Genomic DNA, 16,896 nt, shown 5'->3' with positions numbered 1-16,896 from the left:
CCTCCTCATAGATAACCATAACCAATTGAATGTCTGTCTTCAACATCTATTGATGTTACCTATATAGTAACACAAAATGAAGGTTTTTACCACAGATTTCTATTTCTTAATAAATGTTCTTATTTATACACAACTATATATTACCGGTTCCGATCCTTCATGGCCCGGTCAATATCCCGCTTGGCAGCCCGCTCCGCCATGTCCCGGCGCTTGTCATAGATTTTTTTACCGGTAGCCAGGGCCAGCTTGCATTTCACCAGGCCATGGGAAAAGTACAGCTGCAGGGGGACCAAGGTAAACCCTCTTTCCTTGGTCTTGCCAATGAGCTTTTGGATTTCCCGCTTGTGCATGAGCAGCTTCCGGTCCCGCAGGGGTTCATGGTTAAAGATGTTCCCGTGGTCATAGGGGCTAATATGCAGATTATACAAATAGACCTCGCAGGTTTTGGTAATGGCCGCGTAAGCGTCCTTCAGATTGGCTTTCCCCTGGCGCAGGGATTTCACCTCTGTGCCGGTCAGGACAATGCCTGTTTCATAGGTCTCGTGGATATTGTAATCATGCCTTGCTTTTCTGTTTTCGGCTATGACCTTCACCGTTTTTTCCATGTCGATTCCTCCGTCTTCTTCTGCCGCCGTTGGTGGATTTACCCTGCTCTAGCGGGGCCTTGGTACTGGTGGGGCTATTGGACGTATTTTGACCCTGGGCTGCATTGCCGCCCTTCTTCTTGCGTCTTCTCTTTCTCTTGTGCTTCTTGTCTCCGGCGGGAGCCTCTCCGGCAATCAGGTCCTTCTTATCCAGCGCACCGCCGGTCTGGCGTTTTTCCTTCTTCTTGCTCTGCCGGGTCAGGTCCTGACGCATCCGGGACAGCTGGTATTCCGGCATCCCGGCCAGTACAAAGTCGATTTTCCGTTCGGCCACGTTCACCTGGAGCACCTGAATCTTTACAGTATCCCCCAAACGGTACCGATGGCCCAAATGCTCACCAATCAGGGCATACTGCCCTTCCAGATATTCATAGTAATCATCGGTCAGACTGGAAATATGCACCAGTCCTTCCACCCCATTGGCCAATTCCACAAAGAAGCCAAAGGAGGAAACCCCGGAAATGGTTCCTTCAAATTCCTGGTCCACAAACTGGAGCATATATTCCGCCATTTTAAGATCTACCGTCTGGCGTTCCGCTTCAATGGCCGCCCGCTCCCGGGTGGAGCAATGGGTGGAAATCAGCGCCAGCTTGGCCGTTCTTTCTTCCGCTTCTTCCCGGGACAGACGCTTGCCGGACAGCTGCTCCCGCAGCAGCCGGTGCACCATCAAGTCCGGATAACGGCGGATGGGCGAAGTAAAGTGGGTATAGTAGGTAGCAGCCAGGCCAAAGTGCCCAATGTTTTCCGGCTGGTACACGGCCTGTTTCATGCTCCGGAGAGCTACCGTAGAAATCAGCCGTTCTTCCGGCTTGCCTGCCACCTTTTCCAAAGCCTTGGCCAAGGTCTTGGGTTTGATATCGTCTTCGTCAATTTTCAGGGTGACCCCAAAGACGCTCATCAGCTTGGCCAGGTCCGTAATCTTGTCCCGGTCCGGCACATCGTGCACCCGGTAGATAAAAGGCCGTTTCTTTTTGGCCATATGGGCAGCCACCGTTTCGTTGGCCGCCAGCATGAATTCCTCAATCATCATTTCCGCAATGGAGCGGATCCGCTGCTTGATTTCAATGGGGTGCTTCTTTTCGTCCAGGATCACCTTTTGTTCCGGCAGCTCAAAGTTGATGGAGCCCCGTTTTTCCCGGCGCTTCTTGAGTACCTTGCTGAGTTCTGCCATGGTTTCCAGCATGGGAACGATATCCTGGTACTTTTTCCGCAGTTCAGGATCCTGTTCCACCAGAATATCCCGGACATCATCGTAGTTCATCCGGTGCAGGGAATTGATGACCGCAGGGGCAATCTCATAGCTCAGAAGCTTACCGGTTTTCCCGTCCAGGAGCATTTCGCAGCTCATGGTCAGCCGGTCTTCCCCTTCGTTCAGGCTGCAAATGCCATTGGAAAGTTCCACCGGCAGCATGGGCAGTACCCGGTCCACCAGGTATACGCTGGTACCCCGCTCGTAGGCTTCGTTGTCCAGGGCCGTATGGGGATGAACGTAATAGCTGACGTCGGCAATGTAGACCCCCAGGAAGTAGTTGTCCCCCTGTTTTTCCACGTACACAGCGTCATCCAGGTCCTTGGCATCTACCCCGTCAATGGTGATGATGCTCCAGTCTCGGCGGTCCTTCCGGTTTTCAATTTCCTTGGGTTTGATTTTCTTTTCCACCTGCTGGGCGGCTTCCTGGACCTTGGCTGGGAATTCCGTGGGCAGGTCGTTGTCCTTGATAATGGACAGGATTTCCAGCCCGATGTCCCCCTGCTTGCCCAGGATTTCTACAATCTTACCCTCAGCATTCCGACGTTCATCCGGCCAGGTAGTAATTTCCACCACTACTTTTTCCTTATCCTTGGCACCGTTAAAATCTCTCCGGCGCACATAGATATCCCGGGAAATCCGTTTGTTGTCCGGAATTACAAAGGCAAATTCCTTGGACTTGGAGAAGGTTCCTACCAGCTTGTGGTGGGCCCGCTTCAAAATCCGGATAACCTTCCCTTCCAGGCGTCCGTCAAAGCTGCTTTTGGACACCCGGGCCATGACCGTATCGCCGTCCATGGCCCCGGACAGGGAATTGGCCGGAACAAACAGGTCCGGGTCCCCATTTTTCACCAGGGGCACCACAAAGCCAAAGCCCTTGCTGGTAACCTGGCAGCGGCCCGTAACCAGGCCCATAGCCTGAGGCAGCCCGAAGGTATCAAAACGGGTGCGTACAATTACCCCGTTTTCTTCCAGGTCCTTCATGACCTCCTCATACAGGTCCTGATCCTTGTCCGAAAGGGCAATGGCACCTTGCAGGTCGTCCGCCGACAGGGGGGCAGGGTTGGCGGTCATATACGCAGTAATTTGTTCTTCCAGTTCTTTTCTATTCATGCTTCTCCTCATACATCAGCTTGGCATCAGCCTCGGCGGCAATGGTCCCGTCCTCCCGGACCACCTGCCCCGTCATTTCCAGCAGAATGCCCTTGCGCTTCTTGACTTTGGTGATGATGGAGATTTTTTCCCCAATCAGAACCGGCTGACGGAAGCGCACCTCCAGCCGTGCCGTATAGGCCACCCGATGTTCATATAAATAAGGGTAATTCCCCATGGTTTCGTCCAGCAGCGTGGAAATAAGGCCTCCATGCATCCGGCCATCATAGCTTTGGTGCACCGGCTGGGGAACAAAGCTGGCATAGCAGCCTTCCTCGTCCACCTTGAAATGCATATGCAGGCCAATGGGGTTGTCCTTGCCGCAGCCAAAACACAGGGTATCACGATCTGCGAGATTCATATTTTTTATCCTCCAAAAAATGCAAAATGCTTTGATAAATTTTTTCCCGGCCCTTGTAGAGGGTCATTACGTGCCGGGCCTTGGGCACCCACAGCAGCTTTTTCTTCCGGGAAGAAACGTGTGCATACAGGTAGCGGGCACTCTCCGGCCGCACCGTGTGGTCCGTGCGGGACTGGATAATGAGCAGCGGCACCTGGACCTTCCGGAGCCAGCGCCCCTTGCACAGGAGCAGCAGCCATTCCAGCTGGTGAATGCCAAAAAGGGGCATACAGGAATAGGCCACATTGTACCGTTCCGGGGCATCAATTTCCCGAGGGTGCTTGGGCAACGCCCAGGCCTTCTGCCGGTCCGCCAGCCACAAAAAGTGGATGCGCCAGTCGTAGAGATAAATAGGGGTGGAAATCAGCACCAGCCGGTCCACCTGGGGCAGGGTACCGGCGTACACAGCCAAAAGCCCGCCCATGGACAGTCCAATGACCGTTACCTCCCGGCATTGGTGCTTCAGCTTTTCTACTGCTTCCCGCACCTGGTCCAGCCACTCCGGATACGTTACTTTTGTCAGCTCCCGGGGATCCGTACCATGGCCGGCCAGCCGCAGGCCATACACCGTATAGCCGTGCTGGTGCAGGGTCTCTCCCAGTTCCCGCAGCTCCGCAGGGGTTCCGGTAAACCCATGGACCAAAAGTACGGCCCGCTGGTTATTTCCTTCCCAGTAGTAGCTTTCTGCTCCGGGCATCACCATGCCGCCACACCTCCCGTTCCCTATTTTGGTACACAAAAAGGGCATTACCTGCAAAAGGCAATGCCACAGTGCGCTCTCATATACAAATTCAGTCGCCGTAAATTACTGGATACGGGCAATGACCACATTGATAATGGCAAAAGCCAAACCCAGACCTACTGTAAAACGGGACAGTGCTTCGTCCATGTCTGTCGGTTTGCCGCCAAACAGGGATTCGCCGCCGCCCAGGCCGCTGAAACCTGCACTTTTCCCAGACTGCAATAAAATAGAAATCATCATAAGAACGCTGACGATGACATCCAGTACCATCAAAATATTTAAAGCCACAGGTATTCCCTCCACACTCTAGATTGTATTATTGTAACATAAAGGAGCACCAGTGACAACCATTCCCGGCACATTTACCCAAGCTTTACCTAAAAAAGCTTCTCGTTAGGAGAATTGCACCGTGAAGGTAATGACGCCCTTGTCAAAGGTCACCTTCAGTTGGCCGCCCAACAGATTCATCACTTCTTCTGCCATGGAAAGCCCAATGCCGTAGCCGGCCTTCTTGGAATTATGGGACTCGTCTCCCCGGTAGAACCGCTCGAAGAAATGGTTGTAGTCCACCCCTTCTCCTTCCTTGTAACTGTTGGAAACAGCGGCCTTAAAGCCATGCTTGCCGTTTCGGGTCAGCACAGCCCAAATGGTCCCCTCATCATCACAGTACTTGGCCGCGTTGTCCATGAGAATGGTGAACACCTCATAGAGATATTTTTCCTCTGAGAGGGCCCGAATATCCGGGGGGATATCCAGCACCAGCTTTTTCTTTTCCCCTTCCACCAGGGGCGAAAAGGCCTTCACTGCATCTGTAAAAAGGGCGGACACGTCCACATCTTTCAGGGTCAAACTGGACTGGCTCTTTTCCCCCATTTTGGCCAGCATGATCAGCTCGTTGATCAGCCGGGTCAGCCGCTTGACCTGCATCAGGATGTTGTCCGTCCACTGGCTTTTCCCGTTGAGCAGTTCCATGGCCTCTGCATTGGCAGAAATAATGGCAATGGGGGTTTTTAGCTCATGCCCGGCATTGGTGATAAACCGCTTTTGGTTCTCCATATTTTCCACAAAGGGCTGAATGGCAAAATTGCACAAAAAGCTCAGCACCAAGATGTACAGCAGCACGCAGATAAGCCCAAAGCGCACCGAGTAGCGCATAAAGGCTTCCACCGCAGCCACATCCCGGGTGCAGTCCATCACTACTACCATATAGTCCCCGCCAGGCTGGGGGGAAACCAAAAAGGCATAGCTGGCCCGTTCTTTTTTAAACACGCCCTGCTTTTGTTGGTTCTCCAGCACCTTGTCAATGACTTCCAGGGCTTCCTGCTGGTCAAAGGCAGAAATGTTGGTCAGGTTCAGCTGGGTGACCTTGCCGTTGGTTTCATCCACAAAGGCGCTGAAATATCGGGTCTGGTGGGCAAATTCCGGGGTATTGTTGTACCATTCCGGGTCATTGAGCCAGCTGCTCCAGCTTTCCGAAGGCAGCGGAATCTGGTGGGCCGGCATCATACCGCCGTTTTGGGCAATGACGTTCAGGAGGGTGGTCACTTCTGATTCCATCTTCATATAGCTGATGACGTTGATGAGGCCCAGAGCTCCTGTCAGGATAATCACCACGGCAATCAGCGCCATGAGAATGAATTTCCGCCGCAGCCGGTGCACCATATTCATTGCAGCACCTCCTTAGCTGGCCTGGGACACGGGTTTCAGGGTAAAGGAGCCGCCCTGACTTCCGTCAATTTCCAAATTGCCCCCAATGGCCTTCAGTTTTTCCCGCAGATAGGAAATGTAGATCCACACAATCCCCGGATCTTCCTGCTTTTCTTCTTGCCACACGTGCTCCAGCAGCTGCTGGGTGGGACAGGGCTTTCCCGCATGGACCATCAGGTACCGCATCAGCTGGGTTTCCTTGGGTGACAGCCGGACCGCACTGCGGCTGGACAGTTCCCCTTCCCCGCAGTTTAGGGTCACGGACCCAGCAGTTAGTTTTTCCGGATTGAATTCACTCTGGCGGCGGGTCAAAGAACGGATCCGGGCCAGCAGTTCGCCCATAGCAAAGGGTTTCGTCAGATAATCATCTGCCCCGGCATCCAGGCCCAGAATCTTGTCGTCCACTTCCGCCTTGGCCGTCAGCATAATTACCGGGGTGGTATCCCCCGTGGCCCGGATTTCCTCCAGGGCCGTAATGCCATCTTTTACCGGCATCATAATATCAAAAACCATGCAATCGTATAAATTTTTGCTGGCCTTGTCCACCGCTTCCTGTCCGTTGGCCGCCAAATCCACCTCATGACCCTGATGGGTCAAAATGGCCTGGACCGCCATGGACATGGCCTTCTCGTCTTCTGCCAATAAGATTTTGCTCACTGGTTTTCTTCCTCTCCTTCCGGTTCTTCCTGAAGCAGGTTCCGGATGGTCTGCATGGCCAGGTCGCAGGCCGCCAGTTCATCCGCGCAGCGCTTCAGTTCTTGTCCAATCAGGGCTGCATTTTTAATGTGATGCTTGTATTTCATCTGGTGTTCCAGGCTGGCCCAGGAATCCATGGCAATGGTGCGCAGCTGGATTTCCGCATAAAACTTCCCAGGCTGGTTGCCGTCCACATCCCGGAACGGCTCCTCCAATTCCAGAATCATATGGTAGGACCGGTATCCATTGGGTTTTACATTGTGGATATAATCCTTTTCCTGGATCACCTTGCAGCCAGGAATCTGCTTGATGTAGTCAATATTTAACTTGATATCGTGCAAAAAGCGGCACACAATCCGGAGCCCAATGGCATCCCGAAGCTCCACCAGGGCAGAATGCGCATTCACCGGCAGCCCTTTCCGCCGGCATTTTTCTTCCATACTGTCCACGCTTTTGATCCGGTAGATCAGGTGCTCATAGGCCATCTCTCCGCTGCGCTGCTTTTCCACTTGGTTATACTTTTCAATCTGGTGGACCAAGTCCGTCTGGACCGTTTCCAGGACAGGAAGCCAGTCCCCGTAGGCATCTCCACTTGCTGTGATCACCTTTCGTTTCCTCCTTCAGGGGTACAAACCGTAACCTATTCTTTTACTATTGTAACATATTTGCCATGAAGGAAAAATGAAAAATCCGTGTGTGGGAAGAGGAAGCGTCAAGGGGCGTTTGGTTTCTTCAACACTAACGTTCAGGTCCCCACCCATTCCCCAGATTTCACACAAAAAAGCATTTCTCCAGAACCTGTCTGATCTGGAGAAATGCTTTTTTCACCTTAGTTCACATTTACATACGTCTTGTAATCGTTACTCCATATGTGAAGCCCTGCTTTACCCCGTGCCAGCCCGTAACGCGTACGTCGGCGCCCCAGGGATTCTCTTTGGTCACTTTGCTCTGCCAGCCGAGCTCCAGGAATTCGCTGGAGCCTTTCATGCTGGCGTCGGGGGTGGTGTAGTCTCTGTACCGTTCCGTGGCTTTGCCGTCAAATTCGTAATCCCAGCCAAGGCCTGCATAGAAGGTGGTGGTAGCTTCGTCCAGGTGTTTGGTCCATCTAAAGCCCAAACGGGTCCAGATGGAATCCACCCCATCCAAATCGTAGTCAGCGCTGCCCAAACTGCTGTGCAGAGTCACGCTGTCACCGCCCAAATGGGAATAGAAGAATTTGCCGTAGACATTATAGTCGTTGGTAGCCTGACGGTAAATCCGCCCCAGACCGGCGTGGGCAGCAATATAACCAGCCCCAGAGTTATAGGTGGTACGGTAGCCGGCAATGCGTCCAGCATAGTCACCGTTTAGGCGGCCGGCCCGTACCAGGCCTTCGTAGTGGACGCCGTTGACCTGGTCTCTGCGGAGCAGGATACCAGCGCCTACATACCGCTGACTGCCGTCGCCCCGGGTGCCGTTCTTATAGCTGGTATAGTTTCCGGTACCGTATTCGATGAAAGGCATAATGGTGTCGGCGTAGTCTTTCTTAAAAACCCGCTTTACGAAGCCCAATTCACCATTGAACCCATTGGTATCCACCGTGGAACTGCTGTTATAGCGGAGGTTGTGGCCGCCCAGCATGACATAGGGGGTAAACTTGGCCTCCACTTCCCGTTCTTTCCTTTGGGCAATTTCTTCTGCACTAAGGGTCACATTCGCGTTCTTGGCATCTGCGGCGTCAAGAGGAGAAGCAGCTGCCATAACGGGTCCCTGTCTCAGGCTCATGCCGGCAGGGGAAGAAATATAGGGAGTGCCCAGCATATCCATAACGTTATGGTCATCATCCCGGAGCCGGGCCGCCTCATGGCTTTCGGCCCAGGCGGTTAGAGCTGCCTGGAGGCCATCGGTGACGGCTGCGTCGGAGCCGTTGGCTACCGTGCTGGCAGCATTGGCTTGGCCGTCGGCGATAACCTCCGTATCCGGGTGCAGGATGGGTTGGCTGTCGATGGGCACGTAGAGAACGATGGTATTGGCGTCCTGGGGCTTAATGTAGACCTTGCGCTGGAGGAAGGCTGCGTCGGTGACGATATCCTTACCGTCCATCATGGCGTAGCTGGTACCTGTGGTGTTGATTTCGTTGTTGGCGTCGTGGATCAGGTTGATCACTTCACCCGGATTCAGCTGGGTGGTATCCTCCACCCCGGCGTTAATGGCTGCCCCATGGACATCCGCAGTATCCGTCACTTCCAGCATGGTATCCCCGGCCTTGGCATCCGCCGGCACGTAGAAATTCAGGTTCTGGAAATAACCCAGGTTCTTAACTGTATTGCCCTTGGTGGAAAGATTCAGGGTGTTGCCGGTGCTCTCGGTGGTGCTATAGCCGCCGTAGAGGCTCATCATGGAGCCCAGTAGGCCGCCGGTAATGTTCACCGTGTTGTCTGTAGCCGGGCCCTCCTCGTTCACCCCGGCAGCAATCAGGTTCCCGCTCATAAGGGGGTTCTCTTCTTCGTCCGCAGCAATCGTGGTACCAATAGTACCGCCCTTGATATTCAGGATGTTGCCAGAAGCAATTCCTCCTGTGGTTTGACCGCCCACCAGATTCTTCTGGATTGTGCCGCCCTCAACGGTCACCGTATTGCGTTGTGCGTAACTGCGCAGCGGGCTATAGGCGCCATAGACGTTTCCTGCAGTCACCCCGCTGCCAAGCGTTACCTGGTTGTCATACATCGGACAAGAGGAATCCTTCAGCAGGTCGTCTGACGTGGCAATGGTGGTCAAATACCCGCCATAAATGGCGTCTGCCGTGACGTTGCCGCCGCTGATGGCCACTTGGTTGGCATAAGCGCCGGGATTGCTTAGAAGTTTTAACTGATAAAACGTATCGTACGTCCGATAATAGGTTGTACCGTTGGATTTCCCGCCTGCGATAACCGAAGCCCCGGAAATCGTGGCATCCTGAAGCTTCAGGATATTCTCTAGAGCTTGGTTGGCACCAGCCCCTGCATAGATTTCCTGGGCTCCGTTTACCTTGACATTCGTAAGTGCAAGGCTGTTTTTATAGGCTGAAGCACCTGCATAGGCTGCTGCCAGCGTAGGTTTGCTTGGATAACCACCATCAGAGTCCAGGACCCCATCGGTGAAGCTAAGGGAACCACCTGTAATAGCTGCAGTATTACCAACTGCTTTCCCACTTACCGTATCCTCGCCCATAGCCTGCACGCCAATCAGGCAGCTTAACCCACTTACTTCCGCATTCGTCAACTGCAGCTGGTTCTCGGAAGCATTCTGCTCAGCTTTTACCCCTTCCAATACGCTCAGGTTATACACCTTGCTATTTTCCACCGTAAGGCTGTTGCCCTGGGCAAGTCCCGTTGCGTCGGCCCCTATTAGACTGGTGCCGCTTACTGGGAGAAAAGTGATTTCACTATTTCCGGTAATCTTCAGCTGGTTCTCACGGGTAAGAGTTGTATAAACTGCATCATCGTCTCCCTCATAAACCGTACCATAAACTCCACGCACTTCGGCCAGATTATCTATTTTGGTGTCTTCAATAGACATTGTATTTTTATACGGAGCTACGCCATATGCACCAACGATATACGAGGCATTGCCAGAAATGGTAGAAGCAGTAAAAGTTACCTTATTCTCAGAAACACGGCCATAGGGAGAATAACCACCCCATAAATAACGAAGACCTGAAACCGTACTCTGATTTAGTTTCACAGCATTAGCTGCAACCGTTCCCTTTTCACTTAACCCACCACAAATCATATAAGCACCGTCAGCAGCTGCCTGATTCAATTCTAGAGAATTGTTTGAAGCACTGACTAACCCTAATCCGCCAAAAATCGTAGTTCCGTCCTCATTCGAATCCTGTGTCGTATAGCTTACTTTGGCACCCGTAATGGAAACCTGGTTCTGGTCTGCACAGCCCGCATCGTTTGAATCATCGCCCGAGGCCCAAGCAAGTCCACCGCCAATTGCCGCTGCATTTTGCAGCTCCGTCTTCTGGCCGCTGATACTCACCTGGTTTCCAGAGGCCGGTCCTTCATTTGCTACCCTGCCAAGGATCCAGCCCCCTGATCCAGTTTCAGCCTCTCCAAACATGCTGGAATTTCCCAGGGTCACTGCCGTATTGTCCAGAGTTACCTTGTTGTCCTTGGCACTGGTAGTACCCAAACCGCCATAGATATCCGTAATCCCGTTCTTGATGGTGCTTTGGTAAATCTGCACTTCATTGGAATCTGCAGCGCTTGCCAAACCAGATTCCGACACATGGCGATGATTATAGCCCCCAGCCAATACACCTACAGGAAGGTCATATACATTTAGGCCCAGTAAATCAACATATGTATCCTGACTTGCCTCGTTTCCCAAGGTCGCGCCATAAGCGGTCACCTTATTTCCCACGGCACTGCCATATTCAGAAAAGCCTCCCAGTAGGGAATTGCCCAGGACAGGCTGGGTGGAATAATCTTCCTTTCCCAGGGTAACCGTATTATCGTTTGCGTCATAATAAGCGTAACCACCGCCCACCTTAGCTGCATACCCGCTGAGGAACTGCACTTCGTTCTGGCTGGCATATTTGTGGGCTGCGCCTCCGTAAACCCCTCCGCTGATAGTGGTAGCACCGGATGAGGTTTCTCTAATATACACCTTGTTGCCAATGGCACTGGCTGGAAGGAAACTGTGTTGGAAGTCAAAAATATGGAAGGAGCTGGTACGTGAATAATCCAGCAGTCCATCCTCCATATCGCCAGCAATGCCGCCTGCTGCCGTGGCAAGTCTGCTGTCAGTGATATAGACCGTATTATAGGAAGCATCCCCCTCTTCCTGGGTGGAAAGCGTTCCTCCTGTCAAACCCCCTGCCACATCAACATGTCTGTCACTTTCTATTTCGTTGACCCGGGTCAAGGTCAACGTATTATAGCAAGCTCCATTATGCAGGCTGAAACCGCCCACCAGATCCAGTTCGTCATCATAGTAGTCTGCAGTCTTGGCACTCACCGTAATATCGGACAGCGTCACCTGGTTTTCATTGGCATCCAATTTTGCCGTGTAGCCGCCGGCAGCCAGCAGGGTAAGCGTGCTGTTCCGGACCACCACCTGGTTGTTCGAGGTAGTGCCTTTGCCGGAGTAGCCCCCTATCACCGCGGTGTAGGTTCCCTGATTTTCGGAGTCTGGCTGCGTACCGCTGGCCTCTGCCTCTGCACTGGTGCCAATGTATACGCGGTTATTGCTGGCATCAGCTGTGGCCGTCACATCTAGAGGAGACAGATATGACCAGTCGGTATAATTGCCTGCCTCATCACGATAAACGCCATAATAATCACTATATCCCTTTACATTGGCAGCTCCGCCATACACAGCAACAGGAGTTCCGTCATGCACAGTGACCTTTTCCAGCGTCACTGTATTGCCGGACACGTCAAACTGCTCAGTGGATACTAAATGGTTCTCATTCTCTTCCTCCGAGCCCAAATACTCTTTTGTATAGTCATATAAATAGCCGCCAAAAATGGATACCCCATCGTACTCTGTGGCACCAGAACCCAGGGTGGTGCTGCCAAGGGTCACCGTGTTGCCATTTACCTGATCTTCTGTGGAGGTTGTAGTATTGTCCTCATGAATGATCACGCCCCCAAAAATATTGGAACCGGGATTTTCTGACGTTACCGTCCCTCCTGTAACCTGCAAGGTGTTACCGGAAGCGGTTCCGGTATCCTTGTTGCCAATGGCTCCATTTGATAAATTGATAGATTCTTCCGTGTTCAAGCCGCTCCCATACTCGTTCCCTTCCTCAGCCTTCACATCTTCCCCGCTAATGGTGATTGGTTCCGCCTGAGCCCTGGGGACATACGCCCCCAGTCCCAAAATGCTGGTGAGCACCAATACTGTCAATAATTGCTTCTGTTGTCCATTCCTGGTTTCCTTCTGATGCTTGTGTTTCCCCATAACTTGTGCCAGCGCCTCCCGCAGCCGCCAGCTTCCCCCTTTCGTCAAACAGGCAAAGGCCTTTAAGTACATTAAGTTTTATGTTATTATTATTCAAACATCTCTACGAATATATTATAGCGTTGTTTGTTTATAAAGTCTAAGAAATCGTTTATAAAAATAGTTTCACAACTATTAGCCGCAGCCAACTGTATAAATGGATACAAACGTTATTTCAGAAGAAAACAAGTTTATTTGAAAGCTGTTTTTCATTCAGCAACAGTGCCAATTCACCGTGAATAGTTTGTAACATATTCTTGTTCTTGTAGTATTTTAAATACGTTTATGTTATGTTTTTTACGATTCTTATCAATAATTATCCCAAGTTTGGTTCCACTTTTAGCAGTAAATAATTATGTTTATTTTTGCAATTCAAAATAATCTATTTTTTAGTTGCATTATTTACCGTTGATATGCTATACTATCGATGTTCATCAACCGTATACATTGTATTTTGTATACGAAATTATCCAGATTGGAGGCACATCCTATGTTTCGCATAGCTATTTGCGACGAAGATTCTCTCAGTACTGAAAACATTATCGCCTGTATCCAGGCCATGCCCAGCCCTTTCGACATTCCAGAAATTTCTGTGTTTGCCGATTTGCGGTCTCTCCTAGTCAAGTGTACAAGCAATACACGTTACGAACTGATCATCCTGGATCCGGCAAATGTCTTTCGCGATAACCTGGAAGCCGGCCGCGTTTTACGTGAGCTGGACAAAACTGTCCCCATTATGTTTACATCCAAAGACAAAAATTGTTTCTCTGGCAAGAAAACCCTGCCCAATCAGCAATATTTTCTGCCCAAACCCGTTATTCCAGAGGTTCTGTATAAGCTGATGGACAACCTGATGCGAAATACTCTGTATGACCAGCACTACCGGTTTCCCATGGTCTGTGAAGAAAGCCGCTTTGATTTGGGCATTGATAAAATTTTATATGTAGAGGCTAAGGGCCCCCAGGTTCTGGTGCATACCAGAAAAAAGTCCTACCCTAAAAGCGCAACCATGAAATCCATGGAGCGCTGGCTGTGCCGGCACCAGTTTGTCAGAATCCATAAGAGCTTCCTGGTCAACGTGCATCAGATTGAAACTTTTAAGCGGTATAAGGCCGTTTTGAAAAACAAGGTGGAATTGGATATCTCCAAAAACCGTTATAAAGAAATCGCTGACAAAATTGAAGCCCTGCTCCGCCCCTAATGAGAATAGGGACCAGCTTGTGCTGTCCCTGCAATGAAAAGGTGGTGTGAAATAATACTTATCCCCGAAAAAAACGGCTTGCGAACTCAAAAAAGTTCGCAAGCCGTTTTCTGTTTTTTATAACAGTATCTAATAAACTTCCTCAGTCAGTCCTACGGACTGCCAGCCCCTACAACGCTTTGCGGCCGCATCCAAACATCCACAAGTTTTCCTATGGATGTTTGGTCAATAAGGCCCATGCGATAGCTGCCTGCAAAGCAAGTCCGGAGGACGCAGCTGCGCAGCTAGCAGCGAACCGCTCAGGGGCTGGTCTTAGGCCTATGCGAGTCATGTGCAAAACGGGTATAGGAAAGGAATCTATGGCATGTAGATAAATTTCTACTTCTATTACCCTCTAGAACTTGACCAGTATCGGCATAGAATGCTTCCTGAGTGGTTCGCCGTGTTCCGTTCCCCTTCACCCTGCGGGTTCGGCTCACGGACGGCTATCACATAGGTCGCATAATACCAAATGTCCTCGGGGAACTGCATTGACATTTGGATGCGACCGTAAAGCGTGTAGGAAGTGTCGCCGAAGGCGACGATAGAAGTTTCATTATTTCACACCCCCTTTTTGCTGCGCCAATATTCCTCCAAAATACATTGAACAGCAGCGCCCAGTGCAAGACGCTGTGCAGCCACTTCAGGTCTGTTTCCCTGCCTATTTCGTCAGTTCTTCCAAACGCTGAAAAAGCAGGAGAAAACACTGTTGACTGTTTTCTGACCAAGAAACGCTGCCATCAAAGGACTCCCAATGGGTTTTATACCGCCACAGGGAATAGATGGCGGACCCCAGGAGTTCGATATCAATGACCGTGGGAAGCACTTTCGCAAAAGCCTCACTTCTCATGGCTGCACATTCTGGATAGCGTTTGACAAATCCAGTCCCCGAGTCCATACGGAAGCCAAGCTTCGAGCAGGCATCGCCCAGTTTGTCAAACTGAAGCCAAAATTTTTCCGGGTCCTTTTCCCTCTGAAGGAGCAACTTGACCCACTTTGCCGCAAATTGGTGCATCCGTTTCTTCCCGTTCCGCTTAGGAAGCTGTTGGCACCTGCCAAAAGCCCAGATATCGTCAAAGGGAAGAACCCGCTGGTACATTTCCGTCAAATCCACTTTCCCAGTGCCGGGGAAATCCACATAAACGCCCGTCTGCTGCCCAACAACAACCGCAGCTCCCGCGGCCTCCTCATACCGTATCAGCCTATAGGAACCAGTTCCCGCAATCCTTTCTTTTTTCTGTTTTACCCGGTCTGTGAGAGAAAGAAGCAGCTCTGCCTTCTCTTCCCCAATGTTCGCCAGCTTTGCTTCATGATAACTTCTTCCTGTTTTTCTCTGCCGGGCCGTGCGGGTGACAAGACTGGCAAGGCCGCTAGCCGCCAGCTTTAAGGTCTGTTCCACAATAGCTCCGGGTTTCCCGTGCACGGAAGGCTTCTCCGAAACCAGGACGAAATACGCTTTCTCTTTATCCATTCTCCTACCTCCGCTGGAAATTCAGACTTGTTCATATCTGAATTCTAATAAAAAATAAAGCAAAGGACAATTAAAGCATGGGAAAACAGAAAAGTCCTGCAAGCCGCTGAAGCTGAAGAAACTCTTGCGGTCTTGCGGGCCCGGCAGCCCCCAAACGCATTCTTGCCCATAATCGAAAAAGGGATTTCCCGCCAAAAGCGGAAAATCCCTTTGCCTAAGCGTATTGCCAGTCCAGAGCTGCGATTATTTACGCAGGCCCAGTCTTTCAACGATGCTTCTGTATCTTTCGATGTTTTTCTTCATCAGGTAGTTCAGCAGGCCACGACGTTGACCAACCATTTTCAGCAGACCACGGCGAGAATGATGGTCCTTCTTGTTGGCCTTCAGATGTTCAGTCAAATAGGTGATCCGTTCAGTCAGGATGGCAATCTGAACTTCCGGAGATCCGGTATCAGCTTCGTTGATGCGGTAGGTTTCGATCAGTTCTTTCTTTCTTGCAGGTGTTAACATAGTTTTTTCCTCCTTAGTCATGGAAAAGCCATAGCTGTAGCCGGCGTCGGAGTGTCGCACAGCAACGCTAAGGTTTAGTTTCTTGGCCCTTTAGGCACTGAGAAAGTATATCATAGATTGGTCCAAATGACCAGGCAAATCCGGTCATTTGCCAAGATTTTTCTTGTAAAAACAAAACAGCCCGGTTCCTTAGAGGAAGTTCCGGACTGTTTTTTCATCTTCCTGGATTTGCTTGAGCAGCGCTTCCAGGGAGTCAAATTTAAGTTCTTCCCGAATCCGATGCAGCAGCCGTACCCGGATTTCCTGCCCATACAAATCGCCGGAAAAGGCAAACAGGTAGGCTTCCAGCCGGAAATCTGCATCGGTAAAGGTGGGATTATCCCCCACATTGATCATGGAGCCGTAGAGGTTCTTTTCCACCACTACCTGCCCGGCGTACACGCCGCTCTTAGGCATGGCGATGTTCCGGCCCAGGAGCTGGACGTTGGCCGTAGGATAGCCCAGCAGCCGCCCCCTGCCCTCACCGTGGATAACCTTGCCCCGGATTTCGTAGGGCCGTCCCAGCATCTTATTGGCCAGGTCCAGGTCGCCCCGGTTAATGGCCCGGCGGATATTGGTGCTGCTGACAATCTGCCCGTCCAGGGTCAGGAGCGGCCGGGCAAGCACGGTAAGCCCATACTTTTCGTGCTGAGCCCGCAGGTATTGGGCATTACCCTTGCCGCCGGCCCCAAAGCTGAAATTGTCCCCAATGCCCACGGCCTTGACCCCGGCGGCCGTCAGCAGCTGCAAAAAGTCTTCTGCGCTGATTTGGGCCAGCTCAGGGGTAAAAGGCAGGTTTACCAGGATATCCACACCCAGGCTCTGCATAATCTGGATTTTCGAACGGTTGTCCAAAAGCCGCTGGGGTTCCAATTCCGGCATCAGGCTGGCCATGGGATGGGTACTGAAGGTAAAAACCATCAGCTTTAGCCCATAGGCCTTGGCATAACGGCCGGTGGCCGCTATGACTTCCTGGTGGCCCAAATGGACCCCGTCAAAGGTGCCCAGGGCCGCTGCCGAAGGAACCGGCGTCATTTTTTTCAGTTCGCTAAGATTCTCAATCAGCTTCATAA

General features: G+C 51.5%; 13 protein-coding genes. 1 reads left to right on the top strand and 12 read right to left on the bottom strand.

The window, feature by feature from the left end; all coding sequences use genetic code 11:
• Positions 1–140: 140 nt before the first annotated feature.
• From smpB to LKE88_RS01140, 9 genes are all read right to left on the bottom strand, one after another.
• Positions 141–605: an SsrA-binding protein SmpB gene (gene smpB, locus LKE88_RS01180; RefSeq protein WP_105325691.1), complete on the bottom strand. Its 465-nt coding sequence runs from the start codon at positions 603–605 to the stop codon at positions 141–143.
• Complete coding sequence (rnr, locus tag LKE88_RS01175) at positions 556–3,006, bottom strand: ribonuclease R (protein ID WP_105325692.1); 2,451 nt, start codon at positions 3,004–3,006, stop codon at positions 556–558. Before rnr ends, smpB begins: the two co-directional genes overlap by 50 nt.
• Entirely contained in the window at positions 2,999–3,415 is a 417-nt protein-coding gene (locus LKE88_RS01170) for a PaaI family thioesterase (RefSeq protein ID WP_105325693.1), read from the bottom strand. The genes rnr and LKE88_RS01170 overlap by 8 nt, the downstream gene beginning before the upstream one ends.
• Positions 3,387–4,148 (bottom strand): alpha/beta hydrolase, encoded by a 762-nt coding sequence (locus tag LKE88_RS01165; protein WP_231086255.1) that lies wholly within the window; start codon positions 4,146–4,148, stop codon positions 3,387–3,389. Before LKE88_RS01165 ends, LKE88_RS01170 begins: the two co-directional genes overlap by 29 nt.
• A gap of 102 nt (positions 4,149–4,250) precedes the next feature.
• Positions 4,251–4,475, bottom strand: coding sequence for a preprotein translocase subunit SecG (gene secG / locus LKE88_RS01160; RefSeq protein ID WP_231086256.1), 225 nt, complete (start codon positions 4,473–4,475; stop codon positions 4,251–4,253).
• Between the two features lie 105 nt (positions 4,476–4,580).
• Complete coding sequence (locus tag LKE88_RS01155) at positions 4,581–5,855, bottom strand: sensor histidine kinase (protein ID WP_105325694.1); 1,275 nt, start codon at positions 5,853–5,855, stop codon at positions 4,581–4,583.
• Positions 5,856–5,867: 12 nt separating this feature from the next.
• A complete protein-coding gene (locus LKE88_RS01150) occupies positions 5,868–6,551 on the bottom strand; it encodes a response regulator transcription factor (protein WP_105325695.1) in 684 nt (227 codons plus the stop codon).
• Positions 6,548–7,192 carry a GTP pyrophosphokinase gene (locus tag LKE88_RS01145; protein ID WP_199614484.1) on the bottom strand — a complete coding sequence of 215 codons (645 nt, stop codon included), beginning with the start codon at positions 7,190–7,192 and terminating at the stop codon, positions 6,548–6,550. Before LKE88_RS01145 ends, LKE88_RS01150 begins: the two co-directional genes overlap by 4 nt.
• 238 nt (positions 7,193–7,430) lie before the next feature.
• Entirely contained in the window at positions 7,431–12,470 is a 5,040-nt protein-coding gene (locus LKE88_RS01140) for a hypothetical protein (protein WP_276802450.1), read from the bottom strand.
• 583 nt (positions 12,471–13,053) lie between these two features.
• On the opposite strand from LKE88_RS01140, the gene LKE88_RS01135 reads away from it, so the two are divergent.
• Entirely contained in the window at positions 13,054–13,764 is a 711-nt protein-coding gene (locus tag LKE88_RS01135; RefSeq protein ID WP_158572303.1) for a LytR/AlgR family response regulator transcription factor, read from the top strand.
• A 700-nt stretch (positions 13,765–14,464) separates the two neighbouring features.
• Here the strand turns inward: LKE88_RS01135 and LKE88_RS01130 are convergent.
• The 3 genes from LKE88_RS01130 to LKE88_RS01120 form a co-directional block, all read right to left on the bottom strand.
• The gene (locus tag LKE88_RS01130; RefSeq protein WP_105325698.1) at positions 14,465–15,274 is read right to left on the bottom strand and encodes a hypothetical protein; all 810 of its coding nucleotides are present in this window, start codon (positions 15,272–15,274) and stop codon (positions 14,465–14,467) included.
• Between the two features lie 243 nt (positions 15,275–15,517).
• The gene (rpsO, locus tag LKE88_RS01125) at positions 15,518–15,784 is read right to left on the bottom strand and encodes a 30S ribosomal protein S15 (RefSeq protein WP_105325699.1); all 267 of its coding nucleotides are present in this window, start codon (positions 15,782–15,784) and stop codon (positions 15,518–15,520) included.
• 189 nt (positions 15,785–15,973) lie between these two features.
• A complete protein-coding gene (locus LKE88_RS01120; protein WP_105325700.1) occupies positions 15,974–16,894 on the bottom strand; it encodes a bifunctional riboflavin kinase/FAD synthetase in 921 nt (306 codons plus the stop codon).
• Positions 16,895–16,896: the final 2 nt, after the last annotated feature.

This window comes from Acidaminococcus hominis (genome assembly GCF_022484025.1).
Lineage (GTDB): Bacteria > Bacillota > Negativicutes > Acidaminococcales > Acidaminococcaceae > Acidaminococcus > Acidaminococcus hominis.
The sequence above is the reverse complement of the archived record's forward strand: the minus strand, read 5'-3'. Positions and strand labels throughout refer to the sequence as shown.